The organism is Pseudomonas sp. Ant30-3, from assembly GCF_000690905.1.
GTDB lineage: Bacteria > Pseudomonadota > Gammaproteobacteria > Pseudomonadales > Pseudomonadaceae > Aquipseudomonas.
Genome location: NZ_JMCL01000083.1, coordinates 33550 through 53384 on the forward strand (window position 1 = coordinate 33550; position 19835 = coordinate 53384).

A 19835-nucleotide genomic window follows, 5' to 3' on the forward strand; every position below is an offset into this window, starting at 1 on the left:
CTTGAGTGTTTGAACTTTCCAGCTACTTTGGCCTGTTCCTGGCGGCATTCGGTGCCGCCACGCTGTTGCCAATGCAGTCTGAAGCGGTGTTGGTCGGGATGCTGCTCTCCGATCAGTACATCGTTTCAACGCTACTGGCGGTCGCCACCCTCGGCAACGTTCTCGGCTCTGCACTGAACTGGGTGCTGGGTCGCTCCATCGAAAAGCTTCGCCATAAGCGGTGGTTCCCGGTGAGCGAGAGCAAGCTCGAAAAAGCCCAGCAGTCCTATCTACGCTACGGGCGCTGGTCATTGCTGCTGAGTTGGGCGCGCATCATCGGTGATCCATTGACCGTCGTCGCCGGTGTCATGCGCGAGCCACTCTGGAGTTTTCTGCTGATCGTTACGCTGGCCAAGGGGGCTCGTTATCTCGTGCTGACCGTAATCACACTGGGGTGGACATGACGACTACTTATAGCCAGCAATCCCCGCTCAAGAGCCGAAGCAGCAGCCTGGATCTGATCAAATGGCTGGCGATGCTGACCATGGTCATCGATCACTTGCGGTTGGTGTGGCCGGAAATGAGCAACTTGTTCGTTCCGGGGCGGCTTTCATTTCCACTTTTTTGTGTCGCCATTGCGGCCAACGTGGCGCGCTCGAAACCGGGCGAGTGGCTGACGGCCGCGAACGGTCGCTACCTCGCTTTGACGCTGTTGTTCGCCGCCATTTCAGAAGTGCCTTATCGCTACATCAGCACCTCGGGATCATTCAATGTGCTGGTTACCCTGGCGTTGGGGCTGGTGATTGCTTGGGGGTGGCAGCATCGCACCCTGCTGAGCGGGTCTATGGCGTTGATTACCGCAGCACTTGCCTATGTGCTGGACGATCCATTGATGTATGGCTTTTACGGCGCACTCGTCCCAGCGGCCGTGTTATTAGCGATCAAGAGGCCCGGTATTTTTTGGTTGCTGCCAGCAGTTCTATGCCTGTTGAGCAACACTCGCAGCAGCATAGTGACTAGGGCAATGGACTTGGAAATCTATTCATTGCTGGCCTTGAGCACTGCTTTTGCCGCTCCGCTGATCGGACTCTGGCTTTTGCGCCAGACTTTTACCCTCAAGGTCTGGCCGGTGCGGCAATGGGGCTACTGGTTCTATCCGGGCCACCTTGCCGCTCTGCAAGGTCTACGGCTCTTGGTCTGAATGGCAGAGAAAGGACTCTCCTCAAAACGGAAAACGAGATGCACAGACGTTCATTACTCAATCTATTTCTGGCCGGCTTGGCCTTTGCCTTACCTTTGGACTTACGAGCCGCACAAGTCCGAAATGCTCGGCTGTGGAACACAGACGACAAGCTGCGGCTGGTGCTAGACCTAAGTGGTCCAACGCAGTACAAGACCTTCTCCCTGACGGCACCGGATCGGTTGATTCTCGATCTGTTGGGAACCGGCTTGGCCTTTGATTTGAGCAAACTGCAACTGGGTAACACGCCAATCCGCGCTATACGTTCTGGTCCTCAAGGCACAGGTACGCGAATTGTCTTGGACCTGGCTGGCCCCGTGCAATTGAATACCTTCATGCTGGCACCCGAACAGGCGCAGGGGCATCGCTTAGTACTGGATATTTCCAGCGCGGCATCTCCCCCAATTCAGCTCGCGGTGCCCGCTGTTCGGCAGGCTGAACTTAGTGATTCAGCTCATCCAAAACGCGACATCATCGTTGTTGTAGACCCAGGGCATGGCGGTAAAGACCCTGGAGCAGTCGGGGCCAAGGGCGAGCGGGAAAAAGATGTGGTGCTGTCAATTGCTCGGCAGTTGGCCAAACGGATCGAGCGGGAAAAGGGGTTTACCGTGCGACTCGTGCGCAACAGCGATGTTTACGTACCGTTACGCAAGCGGGTGGAGATTGCCCGCCAACACAATGCCGACATATTCATTTCTATCCATGCGGACGCCGCGCCTCGACGTACCGCATCCGGTGCGTCGATCTATGCGCTATCGGAAGGTGGAGCCACCTCTACTACTGCGCGCTGGCTCGCGCAGAAGGAGAACGGCGCCGAGTTACTCGGTACGACCAAAAGCCTTGCGCTCAAAGATAAGGACCCCATGCTAGCAGGAGTGATTCTCGACATGTCGATGAGCGCTACAGTCGCAACGAGTCTGGAACTGGGCCACTCCGTACTGAGAAGTTTGGCGAGCATCACCACTCTGCACCAGAAGCGTGTGGAGCAGGCGGGCTTTGCCGTTCTTAAGTCGCCAGACGTGCCGTCAATCCTGGTTGAAACTGGATTCATCTCTAACACACAGGACTGCCAGCGGTTAGTCAGCGCACGCCATCAGCAAGCGTTGGCCAACTCTTTGTTCGATGGGCTGCGGCAGCACTTCTACCGACGTCCGCCAGTGAACACTTATCTAGCTTGGCAGAAGGACCAGGAAAGATCCTAGTCTTATGTGGGCACTAGGGTTTTCATCATTCATGCTGAGTTGGTCGGTGGATTTCATCGGGGCTGACGAGTAACTTTTCAGCGACCTAGCTACTAGCCGCAGCATCCAAACAGTGTCGTAAGCATCGGGCAAATCCCATCAAAGCCATAGATGCGTATCTACACTGAACAGGCACTGACCTATGACCCGAAATATTGTGCCGATCGTCATCCGGCCCGGCTCAATCGTATGCACAACTCCATATCAAAGTTGATCAAGACACCCTGCCAGGCCGTCGCTGAGATTCGTCAGCAGTTGCTCGTAGCTGTTGGAGGCGGGTTTGAGACCAAAGCCCAGCGCATCCAGTTCGGCAAAATGCACTGGCAGGCCCTCACTCAAGGTTTGCGCCAGACGTGGACGCATGGGGGGTTCGCTAAATACACAGGTAGGTCCAGCAGCCTTGAGGCGTTCTCGCATCTCTGCGACGTGGCGTGCACCAGGCGGGACCTCGGCGCTGATTGCGAAAACTCCAGTATGCTGCAATCCGTAGGCCTCCTCAAAGTAGTCGAAAGCCTGGTGGAAGACGAAGAACGGTTTGCTTGCCAGCGGCTTGAGGCGCGCTTTTAGTTTGATATCGAGGGTTTTTAAGCGTTGCTCGAAGGCATCCAGATTTGCTTGGTAGCGAGCGGCATTGCCTGGATCGACAAGAGCCAGATCCGAAGCCATGCGTTCGGCGATCAACCGTGCATTCTCAGGTCTCAGCCAGAGGTGGGCATCAAGTGCACCGGGGCGATGAAGTTGGTCATGATTATCGACCTGCAATTCCGTTGCATGCTCTTTTTCATCATGCCCCTCAGATTGCTCCTCAAGAGGCTCGTCGTCATGTCGATGCTCCTCGCCAAAATGTCTTAGGTGCAGACCTTGCATATCTTGCACAGCTACGCTTTTGCCCTTTCGGCCATCAAGCACGGTAGGCAAGAAGCTCTCCAAGTCTGGCCCGATCCAGTAAACCAGGTCTGCTTCTTTTACCCGACGTAAGTCCGAAGGGCGTAACGAGTAATGGTGAGGCGAAGCACCTGATGCTAGTAACACATCAGGCGTCCCGACACCGTCCTGCACGGCCGCTGCAATAAGTTGCAGGGGTTTGATACTGGTTAGAACACGGGTTTCGGCCAAGGCTGGCGCGGCTACCAACCAAGTCAAGACCACGGTGGGCAAAAGGTAAGAAAGGCGGGGCAAGACGGCATCACTCACTGACTTTGATGGTTATATGATAACATCCTGTTAGACCTGTATGTTGACGTCGATCCGTGAATTCTGGATTGAGCGATGGAGTGCATGTCCGCCGTTGCTTTGCAGCGCGCAGTACCCCCACGGCAGTGCTTCGAGGAGCCGGCCTGCTCCAGGCTGACCTTCAGGACGAGCTGGCCTCTTCAGATTTTGGCGGCCAGTAATGCAATTTGCCTGGAGCAGTCTTCAAGCAGGTGCTGACGCGTTTACCTACGCGGCCAGCGACGATGTTGATCATCAATGACATACGGATGTTCGTGATCAGTGCCACTGTGTCCCTCCATGTGAGTGTGGTCATCCGGAAGGTTCTCATGGCTGTGCTTAATCGACTCTTGGTCATGAGCCGGACGCCAGATCACAATACTGACCACCAGTGCGCCACCTGCCACGACGACGAGCCCAACAAACGACGCCGTTAGGCCGATGTTGGCACCCAACCATCCCGCCAGTGGGTATGTAATCAACCAGCAGGCATGGGATAGCGCAAATTGGGCGGCAAACAACGCCGGGCGATCTTCGGCATGTGCCGAGCGACGCAGCAGTCGACCACTCGGGGTCTGCGCCAAGGAATAGCCCACGCCGAGCAGCATCCACAGAGGCAGCAGGAAGTTGTAGGTCGTCAGGTTGATGCCAATGGCTAGGCCGGCGACCAGTATTCCCCCGCCGAATAGCATCGCCGTTCGGTCTTTGATGTCTTTCAACACGCGAGGCAAGACCAAGGCGGCGATCATGGAGCCACCGCCAAAGGCGGCCAGCGCCAATGCGGTAGAACTCTGAGGCAGAGCGAAGCGCGATTGCACCAACACCACTGTGTTGACGATGACCATTGCACTGGCAGCCGCTACCGTCAGATTGAGAGCCAGCAGCCCCCGCAGGCGGGGCGTGGCGAGGAATATGCGCATGCCTCGGGTGGTTCGCTCGTAAATGCTACGTCGTGGCGTCGGCTTCGCCTTAGGCAGCAGCACCGTAGAGACCAGAGCTGCCGAAGCAAGAAAACCGATGACCGTGCCGGCGAACAGGTTATGGAAGCTGATCACGGTCAGCAACGCAGCGGCGAGCATCGGGCTGGCGACACTTTCAAGATCGTAGGCCAGACGTGATAACGACAAGGCGCGAGTGTAATCGTCCTCATCCGGCAGTATGTCTGGGATCGTGGCCTGGAAGGTCGGGGTGAACGCAGCTGAGGCCGATTGCAGGACGAAAATCAGCACGTAGATTTGCCAGACTTCCGTCACGAATGGCAGGGCAAGCGCGACCAAGGCCCGTACCAAATCCAACGAGACCAACATCACCCGTCGAGGCAGGCGCTCTGCAAAAGCCGCTGCAATCGGCGCAACGCCGATGTAGGCCGTCATTTTGATCGCCAATGCTGTACCAAGGACGGCGCCCGCCTGGGCACCTGCGAGATCGAACGCCAGTAGACCTAGCGCGACAGTGGCGAGCCCTGTTCCTACGAGAGCAATCACCTGGGCCAGAAAGAGGTGGCGGTAGGTTCGGTTGGCTAGGATTGTCAGCATGATAGATCTCAAATGGCGAAGCGCGTGGCCAGTTGGTTGCCGAGCTTTTCTTGAAATAAAGAGAGCGATGGGCTTCGTCGTTATGGATGAACAGCCATCCCCCCTAGGGGGATATGGCTCAATCCTAAACCATAGGCACTGGCAGCTCAAGGAATAGGTGCTGAGCCTTTTATCGAATGCCTGAAGGAGAGTGAGTAAGTCGCTTGCCCAGCAAAGGCAATTGGCCATGCCAGGCTGTGTGTGAGAGATCTCACTCTGAATAACAATATGAGCATGGAGTTAGCCTGATGAAACTATTTGCCCTTCTGATCATCGCTGTTCTTTCGATGACGTCCGTGGCTGCTTTCGCCCACAGCGGTGGTACTGATTCAAAGGGTTGCCATCGTAACCACAAAACGAACGACTACCACTGCCACTAAAAAGCAAAAGCCCAGCGCTAGGCTGGGCTTCAGTGCGAGCGGGCCTCTTCACATCTGCGGAGGCCAGTTATGCGATTCGCCTTGGCATTCCTTGCACCAGGCGTAGAGCGCGTCATACATGATCAGGCCGTGCGCTAGCATCTCATGGTCGTCTGCAAAGCGCTGCGATAGCCCCAGCGAGATTGCGTACAGCCCAGCTGATTGCGGCGTCAGATCCAAGCGGGAGGTATCTGCTCCGCGCACGATCTTGGCCAGGTACTGCAAGGCAGGCTCACTGAGCCGATACTTTTTCAGAAATGCGTCGAAGCTGCACAACTCTCCCTCATGGGTAAGCTCAACGCCGGGAATGTCGTAGGGCGCTGCGTCTTTCTCCGCTGCTATCCGCAGCACATCACCGCTGGGCACGTATAAAAAATCGGCCTGTGGATCGATAAAGCGGGTGATCAGCCAAGGACAGGCAATCCGGTCGATCTTGGGTCGTTCACGGGTAATCCACCTCATGGAACACCTCCTGCCTAACTCAGTAGGCTGGGTGATCTGGCGAGCCCAGTGCCCGCCAAAAATTGTTAATCAACTCGTGCTCTCTAGCGCAGCAGATGCACTCCCAAGCCAACGAGCGCGCAGGCCATCAGCACCTGAATCACGCCGCGCTTGAAGCGGAATAAAGCAACTGCCGCAGCAATCGCGATCAGTGCGGAGGGCCAGTCCAGGTTGCCGCTGAACCCCTTGGGCCAAAGCACGTGGTAGCCGAAGAAACACGCCAGATTGAGAATCACCCCAACCACGGCGGCAGTAATCCCGGTGAGCGGCGCGGTGAACTTGAGTTCGTTGTGGGTCGACTCCACCAGCGGGCCACCGGCGAGGATGAACAGGAACGAAGGCAGGAAGGTGAACCAGGTCACCAGGCTAGCGGCGACGGCGCCGGCCAGAAACACCTGATCGGCCCCGAACACTTGCGAGACATAGGCCCCGACAAAACCGACGAAAGCCACCACCATGATCAGCGGCCCTGGTGTGGTTTCCCCCAGAGCCAGCCCGTCGATCATCTGGGTTGGAGTCAGCCAGCCATAGTGACCGACCGCGCCCTGGTAGACATATGGGAGCACGGCGTAGGCTCCGCCAAAGGTCAGCAATGCTGCCTTGGTAAAGAACCAGCCCATCTGGGTCAAGGTGCCTTCCCAGCCAAAGAGTGCGGTCAGAATTCCCATCGGTAACGCCCACAGCACGGCGCCGACGAGTGCCAGCAGCGCCAGTTTCAACCAGCTGAACCGGGCATGCTCGGGGGACGGGGTGTCGTCATCGATCAAGGCCGAGCCGAAGGTTTTTTTGGCGGCGCTATGGCCCCCGGTCCTGAACTTCTCTGGAGCCAGGCGACCTCCGACATAGCCGATCAACGCGGCGCCCAGCACGATCAGCGGGAACGGCACATTGAACGCGAAGATTGCGGTGAACGACGCTGCCGCAATGGCCCACAGCCAATTATTCTTCAATGCCCGTGAGCCGATCCGATGAGCTGCCTGTACCACAATGGCCGTCACGGCGGGCTTGATGCCATAGAAAAGCCCCGCCACCACAGGGACTTCGCCAAAGGCGATATACAGCCAGGAAAGAGCGATCAGGATGAATAACGAGGGCAGCACAAACAGCACCCCGGCGATCACTCCACCCCAGGTTCGATGCATCAGCCAACCGATATAGGTCGCCAGCTGCTGAGCCTCTGGCCCAGGCAGCAACATGCAGTAGTTGAGGGCGTGCAGAAAGCGTCGTTCGGAGATCCAGCGCCGCCGCTCTACCAGCTCCTGGTGCAGGATCGAGATCTGTCCTGCAGGCCCGCCGAAACTGATGAAGCCGAGCTTCAACCAGAACCAGAACGCCTCACGCAAACTGATCGCCTCAGGTCTGGGCAGATCCTGTTCAACGGCTGATGGCGAAACCTTACTCATTGGGTTGTTCCTCTTTTACAAACTCTGCTAGCAGGCCATCGAAGATGGCGCTTGCAGCAGCCAGCAGGTGGTCATCATGGGTAATGGTTTCGCGCAGTCCTGCCAGTACCCGCTCGATGCCGGCAGCCTCCACCGGCTGAATGCCGCCGATATCGAGGTAATGCACCAAGGCAGCAATACGGCCCAGACCCGCTTCTTGAAGCTCAAAACTGGCTTGTAGAGTCTCAAAGGTCACGCGGTTGCCGACATGACTGAAAGTTGCGTCATCGAAGTCGAAACCTAATGCATCGGCGGGACAGTCCTGTGGGCTATTCAGCCAGAGGATTCGAGCCTGTGGATCAATGAAGCGCCGAATCAGCCAGGCACTAGCCAATCGGTCGACCCAGGGACGTTTGCGGGTTGCCCAAGCACGACCTTGATAATTGTCACGGTCGAGTATCGTTATAGCCTGGTCACAGCTATGGGGCTCATCCGTAGACAACGCCCTGCTGATAGCCGTCTCAAGCTCCTGCAAAAAGGAGTCAATCTGCTGCTTCGGCTTACCTGGGAAGTAGTCGATACCGCTGAGCTGTTCGTAGCTTTTACGCAGCTTGCGAACTTGTTTGGTGGTGGCCAATGCGTTTTCAGAACTGAGCTGCCCACGGCATTCTTCGATCTCTGCGCGTAGTTTGGTGTAGTCATCACTACGGTCGAATAGCTCGACAAAGCGCTCACCGTTGGGATCGACGACGGGCAGGATGTAAGCGGTACCGTTGATGGCCAAGATGTCCCGCTCGACAGCCCCCAGAGTTGAACGGCAGGCATCGCTATCCGGCAACAGATAGGCACCATCGCGCAAGACCGCCGCACCTGATGCTTTCAGAGCACGCCAGGCTCGCATGCGTTCAGTGGCATTGGCGGTGGGTAAGCCAAGAATTAGAGTCAGCCAATTTTTCATGTAGAGTAAGTAATTTATTATGTAGTAACAATTACATTACTATTTGTCTGGGCGTTTGGAAAGCTGCCGTTCATAACCTTTGGCGAAACCACAGGAATTGAGGGATCGCGCAAGCAGGGTCAATGGGCGCTATGCGATGTGGAGAGCGTCAGATAGGCATCTCTCATGCTCTAGACGTTCGCGATGAACGTCCGGTTTTGGCCGATTCTGTTGAAAAAGTCGGCTTCGGTTTCCACGGCAGAAAAGTACGCGTCTGAGATTGAAATCCGTGTTTTGCGCAGAAGGTTCAGTTCAGGGCTCAGATTTGACGTAGCAACGTGCAAAAAAGGCGTTTTCACCGATCAATGCATGGGTAGTCTGGCCGGGTCGACTTTTTCAACACAATCGGCCGATTGCTGCCTGTCGTCACCATCGGCATCGGCATCGTGCAGTTCGCAGGCACGCGGCAGGCCTACGTTGGTTTTGGGTCCCATTGCTTCAAAACCACGAATAGGGAGCACCGGAACAGGGAACGCGCTTAAGCCCAGTGGTTTAGCGTACGATTTTTTACGAATTCTGCGGCCTCCCCAAGAAGGAGAATATGTATTTCTTCGGGATGAAAGCGCACATTGCGCGTCGATACCGAGTCCGGTTTAATGCATAGCCGACGAGGTCTGTTGAGAAATAGCGATCCTGAAAGAGTTCAACGGCGGCTTCCTGAGGAGCTCACCACCAATTATTTTTGACCGTCAAAAAATAATAAATTCATAAAGAACAGCAAGTTACTGACGAATCGAATGAATCCCCCCTTATCTAGGCATATGTCTCACTTGGCCTTTGACTCCGAAAGTTGACTGGAGAGCACTGCGTTATCTTGCAGGAGGAGCTGCTTGTCTGTGGTCAACTCGGTCAGTTGGGTTTCAGCTCGGGTTAAATGTTCCGCCAGCAGGGCACGCTCCCGTTCGCTTACGGCCAGGTTCGTCTGCGTCTCAGCCAAAGACTGCGCGCCATGCCCATGGCGCTGTTCCAGAGCAAGATGGATCTGTTTCAGCTCGGTGAGTTGATACACCACTTGCTCATGCGCGCTTTGCCTATGCGTGAGTGCCTCTTGGGTCGTCAGCAGTGTGCTCTGTAGGTGATTGTTCTCTTGCAACAAGTGGTGTGCCCGGGCCTGCAGTTCGCCCAGACGGGTTTGCTGAATGCCCAGGCGTTGCCGGAGTTCAGTCAGTTCGTGTTCCAGGCGATGCTGGCGCTGCTCAGCGCTTAGGCGCTCATCCGAGCGTTGTTGAGCGACCGAGACCTGGTAATGCTCGAACTGAACCTGCGCTTGCTGCAGCTGTTGGGTCAGTGAGGCCACCTCGCAGACGCGGTCAGCCAATCGCTGTTCGAGGCCGAGCTTTTCACTGCCGAGGCCGGCCAAGACAATCTCCTGACGCTGTACGGTTTCAGTCAGCCCTTGGCAGTGCGTAGTGGCGGCGGCCAGAGCCTGAGCCTGCTGCTCCTGAATGTTGAGTAGCGCGTCTTGCTCGACGAAAGCTTGCTGCAACTGCTCCTGTAGCGCAGCGGTTTCTGCCTGATGCCCCTGCGCGGCTTGCTGGCATTGTAGGGTCGCCTCTGCCAGTACCTTTTCGTAGACACCTTTCATCGCCAGGACGAGCTCCGCCGGCAATCCCAGTTCGGCCTGCGCCACCGTGCCGGGGTGCGCGCTTTTCCAGCGCTTTAACAACGGGGCAATTGTGCTTTTGCTGCCGGTTCCGCCCAAAGCGGCACGGATACTGTCGATCGTGGCATTTTTGCCCTCGGCCACCAGCCGAGCCGCCGCATGGGCGACATGTACATAGAGGACTCCTGGACGGGCCATGAACACCTCGGATTTTTTCGTACCGTAATATGTGAAACGTAATATCTCTTGTTAAGTACAGAATAGTTCGTCCATGTGAAACCTCCAGCTCAGCCACGATAAGATAGATTATCGTGAGTAAAGCGTTCACGATCGGCATTTGCACCTATAATCCGCGGTACACAAGGCCTAAACAGGCGTTTCGTGATGACGGCCAGTAAGATCGACGAAAGTGTCCCTCCAGTCCCACTCGACGAGTCGATTGCGCTGGTGCGTACCGCCGGTACGCTCGCCACGCCCGAGCAATTCACCCAGCAACACCAACGCTTTCTCGCGGCGGCAACCTCTGACAACACCCGGCGCACCTACCGCTCGGCCATCCGCCACTTTCTGGCCTGGGGCGGCGTACTGCCGTGCGATGAAGTTGCGGTGATTCGCTACCTGCTGTCCTTTGCGGAAGTACTGAACCCGCGGACCCTGGCCCTGCGCCTCACGGCGTTGGCGCAATGGCACCGCTATCAGGGGTTCCCTGACCCAACCGCCAGCGCCACCGTGCGCAAGACCTTGCGCGGGATTGAGCGAGTGAACGGGCGGCCACGGCAGAAGGCCAAGGCCTTACTGCTGGAGGATCTCGAACGCATCGTGACGTGCCTGGACGCACTCGAAGGGCTCGCCGCGCTGCGTGACAGCGCATTGCTACAGGTGGGCTACTTCGGCGCGTTCCGACGCAACGAGCTGGTCATGTTGGAAGTGCACTACCTGCAGTGGGAGCGGGAAGGACTGCGGATCACACTGCCTCGTTCGAAGACTGATCAGGCGGGCGAGGGACTGGACAAAGCGATCCCGTTCGGCGACAGCATTTGCTGCCCAGCGACGGCACTACGCCGCTGGTTGGATGCCGCTCAGATTGAGCAGGGGCCACTGTTCCGGCGCATCAGTCGCTGGGGAGTACTCGGCGAGGTTGCACTGCACGAGGGTAGCGTGAATGCCATCCTGGCGGCACGTGCCGAAGCAGCAGGACTGTCGTATGTGCCCGAGATGAGCAGCCACAGTCTGCGTCGTGGACTGGCCACCAGCGCCCATCGGGCTGGGGCCGACTTTCTGGAGATCAAGCGTCAGGGTGGCTGGCGGCACGACGGCACCGTATACGGCTATATCGAAGAGGCTAAAGCCTTCGAGGAGAACGCGGCGGGCTTGTTACTGCGGCGCAAGCCATAGCTAGATACGGGATGACAGCCCTTTGGGCATTGGTTTAAGCCGTAAATAGAATCAGTAAAAAGCACTGTAATTACAATCACTTACAGAACAAATGTCCTAAATTTCCTTTATCTCGGCACAACCCCGACAGCATGTGTGGGGTTACGTTACCCGCCAGATGGCGAGCGGCCTGATTCGGTCCTAGGTTGCAGCCCATTGCGAAGATCGTCATCAGGTAGCGTTCGGCCGGTTCCTTCAGTTTGGGGTCGCTGCCGGACATCGGCCCGAAATGGCGGGTGAACTGAATCCAGTGCTCGATGTTGGCCATAATGTCGAGCACATGCCTGGCAGGCATACGCTGTGTGATAGCCGTTTGTAGCGAGATTGCTGAAGGCGGGATGTCACGGGCGACCACTCGGCGCAACACAGGATCACCGGCCTCATTAATTGACACGTCACCGCGGCAACTGGGAAATTTGTCATCCAACTGCTGAGCAGTGCTCTCAAGTTGCTCCTTCAGGCTGGCGACAAACTCTGTGGCCGTACTCGGTAGTCCGACCTTTTCGCAGTATTCCGGCAGACGAGCCAGACACTCATCCCAAGGCAATAACTGTTTGCGGTAGTCAGCAAACGACTCCGAACCAAGCACACAGATATCGCCAGAGCGAAGCTCATTGGCCAGATGGGAAAACACGCAGACTTCCAGGAAGCGTCGGTTGGTCGGTGGTCCTTCGCTGGCTGCGCGACAGACAACTTTGATCCAGCGATCCGAGGCGAACGACAGGTCCACATGCTCGTCGATCCATTCCCTATGCAGGTTCTCGTTGTCCTGGACCAACTGCAGAGCCGCGATAAGCGAGCGGTCCTGGGTTGTTGGCTCCATTTGCAGCAGATGGCTCAGGCGGAACAGAAGTGATCGATGGGATTTGAAGTGCTTCCAGAGTAGCGGGAGATAGTTGCTGCCGCCTGTGGCCTGGACTTCGGCGCAGGCCTCCCGAAGGTGATCAAGATTCCCTTCGGGAGACAGATACTCGCGAATCAAGCTTCCGGCTTCCTGATCACTTGGTTCTTGGCTGAGAATTTGAATCACGCCATCCAAGGTGGCCACGAGCAACTCTAGCTTTTTGCGCTGACGTAGCTGGATCTGCTCCAACTCATCCTTGGCTCGCTTGTGAATCGTCGCTATTCGCTTGATGAACATCTCAGCAAGGTGATCCCGTGCTCGTACAAGCATGAGGTAGATCAGCGCCAGCATCAAGGTGTAGCGCTTTGGAAGCGAAGAATCCTTAAGCTCTGAAACATCTGTTTTCTCCGCTTGATTCGCAAAAAACCGAATCTTGGTATCAACGATTCCCTCAAAGATGGCGTCGAGGTCACCGAATCCCTCCAACCAACTTAAGTGGTCGATCAATATCTCCAAGTGTTTGCGAGAGGGCTTCTTGGGGACCTGCTTCAGGGCATTGAAATCACTTTGGCGACGACCGAAATCGGTGTCCAGAAGTTCTCTGAGACGATAGATCACATCAATCGGAGCCCTATCGACGACTCGATTGAAAATCTTTTCCTGGAGAGCAACTTGGGCATCTTCAGCCGCATCATTGAGCGTCGAGTAGGCCGGCAGTTCGTAACCTTGCTCAAGCAGATCGCCAATCAGGACATTGATGACATCAACTCGCTGATCAAGAACCTCCGCCGTTTCGTGGGCAGTTTTCACGGCGATTTTTAGAGCATCGCTCCCATAAAACGGGGTGATCTGTAGATATTGGCGGATAGCTGTTTGATGGCGGTACACGGTACGGGGATTCGCATAACGAGGAACTATGCGCGCCCCGTAACTCAGGCACGACCTGACATGGTTGACGATTTCAGCTGGGATCTCTTCGAGAGCGAGAAAGTAATGCAGCTGTTGGAATACTTTAAGTAGAACGGCTAACCCAATAGTAAGAACAGGGCTTTTAGCCGTTCTAGAGAGCCATTCGAGCTCAGATTCTGAGAGCGAATAGCTCTGATGAAGCTCTTTCGACGACAGATTCGCCGGCAGCTTCGGATAGGCTGTCCGCTCCAGAGAGGCCATGGAGTTCGTCCCTCAATAAAAGCAAAAACTTCAGCATAGACGGCTAAAAGTGGGACGAGGAAAGGAAACGCAGAAAAACATTTAAATTATAGCAATATCATAATGTTACATAACAAATGTCCTGATTTTCCTTTATCTCGGCATAACCCCCTGTCCTACACCAATCGTCGGCACCTGCCACTTGACAAGCTGGACAAGGCTAACCGGGAGTTGGTCGAGCTTTATCTCCAGCTCGACCTACCCAAGCTCTGGGGCGACGGCAAGGCGGTCGCGGCCGACGGGACACAATTTGATTTCTACGATGAAAACTTGCTCGCGGGCTACCATTTCCGTTATCGCAAGATGGGCGCGGTCGCCTACCGACATGTGGCAAATAACTACATCGCCGTCTTTCAGCACTTCATCCCACCGGGCATCTGGGAGGCCATTTATGTCATCGAGGGTCTGCTGAAAGCGGATCATAGTGTTGAAGTCGATACGGTTTATTCAGACACTCAAGGCCAGTCCGCAACAGTGTTTGCATTCACCCATTTGCTGGGCATCAATCTAATGCCTCGCATCCGCAACTGGCGCAACCTGGTCATGTATCGGCCCGATCGCTCGGCCAAGTACAAGCACATCAACAGCTTCTTCACTGATACCGTCAACTGGAGCCAGATAGAGACCCATTGGCAGGATCTGATGCAGGTGGCGCTGTCGATTCAGGCCGGCAAAATTTCCTCGCCAATGCTGCTGCGCAAACTCGGCTCTTACAGTCGGCGCAACAAGCTCTACCATGCAGCGCAGGAGCTGGGATGTGTAATCCGGACGATTTTCCTGCTCAAATGGATTGGCAGCCGTGAGTTGCGCCAAGAAGTAACAGCCAATACCAACAAGATCGAGTCCTACAACGGTTTCTCGAAGTGGCTGTCCTTCGGCGGCGATGTCATCGCCGAGAACGATCCAGATGAGCAACAGAAGCGCTTGCGTTACAACGATATGATTGCTTCCTCAGTGATCTTGCAGAACACCGTCGACATGATGCGCATCCTGCAGAAACTCGCCCGTGACGGCTGGCAGTTTACCGATGAAGATGTATCGTTTCTCAGCCCCTACCTGACCAGCAACGTCAAACGCTTTGGAGAATTCAATCTCAGCCTCAAACGCCCCCCGGAGCCCTGGATCAAGGACTCCATTTTCCAGCAGGCTGCGGGTTCGATTCGAGGGCAAAAGATTCCCCATAGCAACGTTTTGGAGACGAACTAATGCACACTCCACCCGCTTCGTTTCGAGTGACGCCCTATGGAGAAGTCGATGCCAAGGCACTCGATTCACTGCATGCGAGCTACGACACCTCTCAATTGCTTAACTTGGTGGATCGGCTAGATGCCTGTCTTGCTGAAATTGGTGGGATCAGCCGCATTAGGGACGACTTTTTACATCTACATGCCATGGCCATGACGATATTGGAAAGTTCCCCTCTCGCCGTAGCTACCACTGATGTTGACAGTATTTGGGAGCAGGCGATCGCCCTTCAAGGGGATATTTGTGCCTTATGTTCTTGCTTGCAAACAGGCTCTAAACACTTGGCTCCTTTGGCAGCACTTGCTCCTGACTATTAGCGGCAAGGGTGCGGACTTTAACTCCCGGAGTCAACATGCCGGTGACAAACGAGTAGTGGTTTGAGAACCGTAGCGTTACGTCAACATGGACGCTTGGCTCAACGCTCACAAAATTTGCGTTTGGAGCGTAGGAGCTCCAGGTGTGGACATTATGCGGATTATTAATGCTGCACCGTGCTCATATCCATCTCCGGGCTCAGGGTTCCTAGCCAAGCGACAAGGCACACTATGACTACTGCAACGGAGAATTCAAGGGTCATACTACGTCGTAAAGCATTGACGGCGACGGCATGGTCCCCTTCCTTTATTGAGCGTTCTAACAGTGGACTCAAATGGAATCGATTTAGCGTCGCTAATATAATCATCCCTGCGAAGAGTAAAACTTTCAAAAAGAGCAGAATGCCATAAGTAGTTAGCATCACTTCGTCCAGGGTTGGGCCCACGATAAAGAGATAATTCACTACGCCAGTAATGCTTAAAATCACAACAATTAGCGCGCCAGCTGATTCAAACCCAGTCAGGACACGGGAGAGAACCCGTATTTCTTGTCCGCCGTTTAGTCTTTTCGCACGCAGCAGTAAAGCGAATGCGGCTAGAGCCCCCATCCAACCACCGGCTGCCAGAAGGTGAAGGATATCGCTAATGAAATGTATATAACGACGATTGCCTTCGTCCATTGCGCCATGCCCTGTCCACGCTAGAGTAGCGAGAGCAATAGCACCGAAGACGGTAACCGCCCAAAGACTGAGGGTTGGGAAGCGCTTGTTAAGTGTGATGGCGATACCTGCCAGCACCAGGGCTGCTATTCGGACCATCCAGGTGAGCCCGACGTCGGTACCAGTTAGAACCATTTCGAAGATGTGATGGTGAAGCTCCATAAATTCTGAAACGCCGCTCATTGCTTTCGCAAGTAACAACATAGCGGCAAGGGACAGAACTACACCAACAACTGCGGTGCCGAAAAGTAGCGACTCAAAGTTCAAGACGGCGCCGGATACTCGCTCTTTTCCCCTAAGGCTGTACAAACCAAAAATGGCCAATCCAAACAGCAGCATTAGGTCTAAATAAAGAGCGAAGCGAAGGACGATGTTGATTGAGTCGCTCATGGATCATTTCACTTTAAAAGAGAAATTGCCGGTGATGGGATGAGTGTCGGAGGAGACTGCCCGCCATTCGACCTTATAAGTACCAGTGGTTAGCGGAGCGGTGGGCGTGATAACCATTATTTTTGGATCGTCGCCGCCTGCGACACCAGCCTTAACGCCCATAGGTGAATTCGGCATACCCGGCATGTCAGTCATGATCAGTTTCGCTCCCGAGAACTGAGTTGTGAGGTTCTCCGAGAAGTGCAGTTCGATCTTGGAAGGTGCCGCAGACGTCGAGCCGTCCGCAGGGCTCGAAGACATCAGCTTTGGATGCGCCTGAGCGATAGCGCTCACGAGCAAACCCGCGGTAAGTGCAACAGCTACGGTAGTAGTTTTAAAGAATGACATGCAAGACTCCTCACAGCATAAGCTGTTGGTTCGAGGTTTGATGGGGGAGATCTATTTTTTACTTCTCAATTCCGGTTAAAACCACAGGCGAACACCAAGCGTATGCCGCGTACTGAACCCAGGTAATGGATCAGGATGATCCGCGTTATAGAGCTAGGACACGATGCCACATGACTGCCGACCATTCGATTACATTTCAGTAAGCTTTGCGCGTGCCCTCTGGTCCAGAATTGAGGGTTGTCATCGTGGCTTTTTATTTTCCCGATGTGCGTTACCTTGGGTTTCTCTCTGAAGCCTGTCGGTCAATCCGTCTGAGCGAGGCTAAGCCCGTTTCGATCCGGCATTAGGAAATTCCATATGGAAGGCTGTTTTTCGATTGGATGAGGTACACCAGATCTTGCCTCCATGGGCCTCTACGATCGACCGCGTAATTGAGAGCCCCAGTCCAGCGTTGCTGGGGCTCCCTTCACGCCGAGCCGGATCCGCGCGATAAAATCGATCGAAGAGCTTTTCAAGGTGTTCGGGTGCAATGGTTTCTCCTGGGTTTTCCACGACCACAAATGTCGAGGTACTTCTCTGTTGGATATCGACATTGATGGTCCTCCCCTCCGGGGTGTACCGCAGCGCATTAGAAAGCAGATTCGAGATAGCTCTGTGCAGCATTAGTACGTCGCCCCGGACACTCCCTGCCCCTGAAACCGTTAGGTTGATGCCGCGCTCATCTGCCAGCAGGCGGTAGTATTCGAGCAGCTTCTCTACGACGTCCAATAGGTCTATCGGTTTGTTCTCATGGGTAATCAGGCCGTTGTCAGATTTAGCCAGAAAGAGCATGTCGTCGATCATCCGAGACATACGCTTCAAGTCATCCAGATTCGAATACAGATTGTCTTCGTAGTCCTCAATATTCCTTTTTCTAGAGAGCACCACTTCGGTATGGGTCATCAGATTACTGACCGGTGTGCGCAGTTCGTGAGCAATGTCCGCAGAGAAATTTGATAACCGGACAAAAGCATCATCCAGACGTGACAACATCGCGTTGAACGACGACACCATCTGTTGAAGCTCTTTTGGAACAGACGCTAATGGAATTCGCTCTTTAAGTGATTTGGCCGACATCGACGCAGCGACCTTGGTTACCTGACGAATAGGACGCATGCCACTGCGGGCAACCAACCAGCCCAGCCCCATACTGACGAGCGCGCTGATCACCAGCCCTATCCAGAACCATCGCTGGAGCGTCTCGAAGAAAAACATGTGCTCAGTAACATCAAAGATCAAGATCACGGTCAGCGGCTTGTCCCGACCGGTCACCATCGATTGTGTCGTCACCCCGCGGAGCATCTGCTCTTGGTTCTGCCATTCCCAAAAATTATTGTTGGTGGTCGTGAGGAACGCCTCTGGAACATTGACTGGCCCTGGATCAGCGAAAAGTAGCCTCCCGTCATCGTCTAGGATAAGGGCTGTCAAATTATGGTGAGCCCCGAGCAAAGCCTGTAACTCGGGCTTTAACTCGCTGAATTGATCGATGCTCTTCAGCTCCCCCAGGATTCTCTGGGTCGAGTCGAGTTTTTCGTATAGAGCCTGTTGATCCAACATTTTGAAGTGATGCTGGCTGAGGTGGTCAAAGCTGACTCCGGCGACGGTGAGCACAGCTGTTACCGCAAGCATGAACATCAGACCCATGCGTGTAGTCAGGGACAGGCGCTTCATTTTGATTCCGAATCCGGTGCATCAAGCATGTAGCCCATACCACGTGCGGTGTGGATCAGCTTGACCTCAAAGCTGTCATCAATCTTCGCCCTGAGCCTGCGCACCGCAACCTCGATTACGTTGGTATCGCTGTCGAAATTCATGTCCCAAACTTGCGAGGCGATGAGCGACTTCGGCAGCACTTCGCCCCGGCGACGGAGCAGCAACTCCAGCAGCGCAAACTCTTTGGCCGTCAGGTCTATGCGTTTTCCCCCCCGAATGGCCCTGCGTTTGAGCAGGTCAACCTCTAGGTCGGCCAGTTTCATACTGGTTGGCGAGGGCACGCCATTACCGCGACGCAGTAGTGTTCTGACGCGGGCCAGCAATTCAGAAAATGCGAAGGGCTTGATCAGGTAATCATCCGCTCCGAGCTCAAGCCCCTTAACGCGATCTTCAACACGGTCTCGCGCAGTCAGAAATAACACCGGTACATCTTTTCCTGCCGAACGCACCTTCTGAAGCACTTCCCACCCATCCAGACCGGGCATCATGACGTCAAGAATCAGTAGGTCATACGCTTCGCTCAAGGCGTGTTGCAGGGCCTCAGTACCATTGGTGAAACGATCAACGTTGAACCCAGCCTCAGTAAGGCCCTGTTGCAAGTAGATACCTATTTTCGGTTCGTCTTCAGCAACCAGCAGTCTCATGGGAGTGGCTCTCAAAGTGATGATGGGGCTGAGTTTGCAACGAATTAGCCCAGCCAACCAGAAACTGACAGAAATGTAATTCTGGCTTCAGGTAGATGTCAGCAAGCGTTGTCTAGGGTTTGCCCATGAACACCGTCAAGTGCTCATCCGACTCTCCAGAGAGAAAAATCCTCAGGAGTCGGACACCATCCCTATCAAGGAGCGGCCCCATGAGCTATCTCAAAACCATGTTTCTGGTGGGCTCGATCCTGCTCTCGGCCTCGGCATGGGCTGAGGGCGGCGGAGACGGAGTGATGGAGCGCATGGAAAGGATGCGTAATCGTAATAAAGCGGAAACGGTTCTGATTCAAGCCGAAAAAACCCCAGCGGGTCAACGCCATGTGCACATGGCAGAGCACATGAAAATGCTTGGCGAGATCATGAGCCAACTCCATCAAGACCATCCTGATACATCAATGTCGCCCCAACAACATCTCGCCGGGATGGAGAAGCACGACAAAATCGTCGATGACGTTTTGAACCAAGTGCAACGCGAACACAAGCTAATGCTTTCAGAAAACCATCAGTAAACATCCTCCTTTCAAGGTTTTTCGTAATTAATCCCGGTTACAAACGGCGTCGCTTCGACGCCGTGATTTATTTCAAAAACTGACAGAAATGTAGTGTTCAGGTCAGTTAACTGGCAGTTCAGTTTCTTTAGCATAGCGAGTGTTTTTCTCGCTCATCCTTGAGGTCACTATGAAAGCTAA

At 54.7% G+C, this 19835-nt stretch carries 18 protein-coding genes and 2 pseudogenes; 8 read left to right on the forward strand and 12 right to left on the reverse strand.

Annotation, left to right across the window (positions count from 1 at the left end; genetic code table 11):
* The first annotated feature begins 5 nt into the window (after nucleotides 1–5).
* Genes DU29_RS0120270 through DU29_RS0120280 form a run of 3 tightly spaced genes read left to right on the forward strand, consistent with a single transcriptional unit; the run spans nucleotide 6 to nucleotide 2421 of the window.
* Nucleotides 6–443 carry a YqaA family protein gene (locus DU29_RS0120270; RefSeq protein WP_028623329.1) on the forward strand — a complete coding sequence of 146 codons (438 nt, stop codon included), beginning with the start codon at nucleotides 6–8 and terminating at the stop codon, nucleotides 441–443.
* Nucleotides 440–1180 (forward strand): TraX family protein, encoded by a 741-nt coding sequence (locus DU29_RS0120275; RefSeq protein WP_028623330.1) that lies wholly within the window; start codon nucleotides 440–442, stop codon nucleotides 1178–1180. Before DU29_RS0120270 ends, DU29_RS0120275 begins: the two co-directional genes overlap by 4 nt.
* A gap of 38 nt (nucleotides 1181–1218) precedes the next feature.
* Nucleotides 1219–2421: an N-acetylmuramoyl-L-alanine amidase gene (locus DU29_RS0120280; protein WP_028623331.1), complete on the forward strand. Its 1203-nt coding sequence runs from the start codon at nucleotides 1219–1221 to the stop codon at nucleotides 2419–2421.
* A gap of 243 nt (nucleotides 2422–2664) precedes the next feature.
* On the opposite strand, the gene znuA is transcribed toward DU29_RS0120280, so the two are convergent.
* Together znuA and DU29_RS0120290 are read right to left on the reverse strand one after the other, a co-directional pair.
* Nucleotides 2665–3639 carry a zinc ABC transporter substrate-binding protein ZnuA gene (znuA, locus tag DU29_RS0120285; protein ID WP_050483151.1) on the reverse strand — a complete coding sequence of 325 codons (975 nt, stop codon included), beginning with the start codon at nucleotides 3637–3639 and terminating at the stop codon, nucleotides 2665–2667.
* Between the two features lie 257 nt (nucleotides 3640–3896).
* Entirely contained in the window at nucleotides 3897–5207 is a 1311-nt protein-coding gene (locus DU29_RS0120290) for an MFS transporter (protein ID WP_028623333.1), read from the reverse strand.
* Nucleotides 5208–5533: 326 nt separating this feature from the next.
* Here DU29_RS0120290 and DU29_RS1000000132505 point away from each other — a divergent pair, with 326 nt between their 5' ends.
* Nucleotides 5534–5626 carry a YHYH domain-containing protein gene (locus tag DU29_RS1000000132505; RefSeq protein ID WP_236645633.1) on the forward strand — a complete coding sequence of 31 codons (93 nt, stop codon included), beginning with the start codon at nucleotides 5534–5536 and terminating at the stop codon, nucleotides 5624–5626.
* A gap of 48 nt (nucleotides 5627–5674) precedes the next feature.
* Here the strand turns inward: DU29_RS1000000132505 and DU29_RS0120300 are convergent, their stop codons facing one another.
* The 5 genes from DU29_RS0120300 to DU29_RS1000000130995 all read right to left on the reverse strand — a co-directional run bounded on the left by DU29_RS0120300 (nucleotide 5675) and on the right by DU29_RS1000000130995 (nucleotide 10346).
* The gene (locus DU29_RS0120300) at nucleotides 5675–6127 is read right to left on the reverse strand and encodes a chromate resistance protein ChrB domain-containing protein (RefSeq protein ID WP_028623334.1); all 453 of its coding nucleotides are present in this window, start codon (nucleotides 6125–6127) and stop codon (nucleotides 5675–5677) included.
* 83 nt (nucleotides 6128–6210) lie between these two features.
* On the reverse strand, nucleotides 6211–7569 hold the full coding sequence (chrA, locus tag DU29_RS0120305; RefSeq protein WP_028623335.1) for a chromate efflux transporter: 1359 nt from the start codon (nucleotides 7567–7569) through the stop codon (nucleotides 6211–6213).
* Nucleotides 7562–8506 carry a chromate resistance protein ChrB domain-containing protein gene (locus DU29_RS0120310; RefSeq protein ID WP_028623336.1) on the reverse strand — a complete coding sequence of 315 codons (945 nt, stop codon included), beginning with the start codon at nucleotides 8504–8506 and terminating at the stop codon, nucleotides 7562–7564. The genes chrA and DU29_RS0120310 overlap by 8 nt, the downstream gene beginning before the upstream one ends.
* Nucleotides 8507–8847: 341 nt before the next feature.
* On the reverse strand, nucleotides 8848–8979 hold the full coding sequence (locus DU29_RS1000000133550) for a hypothetical protein (protein ID WP_268871199.1): 132 nt from the start codon (nucleotides 8977–8979) through the stop codon (nucleotides 8848–8850).
* Nucleotides 8980–9311: 332 nt separating this feature from the next.
* Nucleotides 9312–10346, reverse strand: a complete 1035-nt coding sequence (locus DU29_RS1000000130995; protein WP_050483149.1) for a DNA-binding protein — start codon at nucleotides 10344–10346, stop codon at nucleotides 9312–9314.
* 186 nt (nucleotides 10347–10532) lie between these two features.
* Here DU29_RS1000000130995 and DU29_RS0120325 point away from each other — a divergent pair, with 186 nt between their 5' ends.
* Entirely contained in the window at nucleotides 10533–11543 is a 1011-nt protein-coding gene (locus DU29_RS0120325) for a tyrosine-type recombinase/integrase (RefSeq protein WP_081832521.1), read from the forward strand.
* 124 nt (nucleotides 11544–11667) lie between these two features.
* On the opposite strand, the pseudogene DU29_RS01000000130260 reads toward DU29_RS0120325, so the two are convergent.
* Nucleotides 11668–13596 (reverse strand): annotated as a pseudogene (locus DU29_RS01000000130260) (DUF4158 domain-containing protein); the annotation flags it as partial.
* Nucleotides 13597–13746: 150 nt separating this feature from the next.
* Between DU29_RS01000000130260 and DU29_RS01000000130265 the strand changes: the two are divergent.
* Nucleotides 13747–14841 (forward strand): annotated as a pseudogene (locus DU29_RS01000000130265) (transposase); the annotation flags it as partial.
* Nucleotides 14841–15197, forward strand: coding sequence for a Tn3 family transposase post-transcriptional regulator TnpC (tnpC, locus tag DU29_RS0120340; RefSeq protein WP_028623338.1), 357 nt, complete (start codon nucleotides 14841–14843; stop codon nucleotides 15195–15197). The pseudogene DU29_RS01000000130265 and the gene tnpC, both read left to right, overlap by 1 nt.
* 161 nt (nucleotides 15198–15358) lie before the next feature.
* Here the strand turns inward: tnpC and copD are convergent, their stop codons facing one another.
* From copD to DU29_RS0120360, 4 genes are all read right to left on the reverse strand, one after another.
* Nucleotides 15359–16303 (reverse strand): copper homeostasis membrane protein CopD, encoded by a 945-nt coding sequence (copD, locus tag DU29_RS0120345; RefSeq protein WP_028623339.1) that lies wholly within the window; start codon nucleotides 16301–16303, stop codon nucleotides 15359–15361.
* Nucleotides 16304–16306: 3 nt separating this feature from the next.
* Entirely contained in the window at nucleotides 16307–16690 is a 384-nt protein-coding gene (copC, locus tag DU29_RS0120350) for a copper homeostasis periplasmic binding protein CopC (RefSeq protein WP_028623340.1), read from the reverse strand.
* 321 nt (nucleotides 16691–17011) lie between these two features.
* Nucleotides 17012–18400, reverse strand: coding sequence for a heavy metal sensor histidine kinase (locus DU29_RS0120355; protein ID WP_033050720.1), 1389 nt, complete (start codon nucleotides 18398–18400; stop codon nucleotides 17012–17014).
* Complete coding sequence (locus tag DU29_RS0120360; RefSeq protein WP_016779392.1) at nucleotides 18397–19086, reverse strand: heavy metal response regulator transcription factor; 690 nt, start codon at nucleotides 19084–19086, stop codon at nucleotides 18397–18399. The genes DU29_RS0120355 and DU29_RS0120360 overlap by 4 nt, the downstream gene beginning before the upstream one ends.
* A 209-nt stretch (nucleotides 19087–19295) precedes the next feature.
* On the opposite strand from DU29_RS0120360, the gene DU29_RS0120370 reads away from it, so the two are divergent.
* A complete protein-coding gene (locus DU29_RS0120370; RefSeq protein ID WP_028623342.1) occupies nucleotides 19296–19655 on the forward strand; it encodes a co-regulatory protein PtrA N-terminal domain-containing protein in 360 nt (119 codons plus the stop codon).
* The last annotated feature ends 180 nt before the right edge of the window (nucleotides 19656–19835 follow it).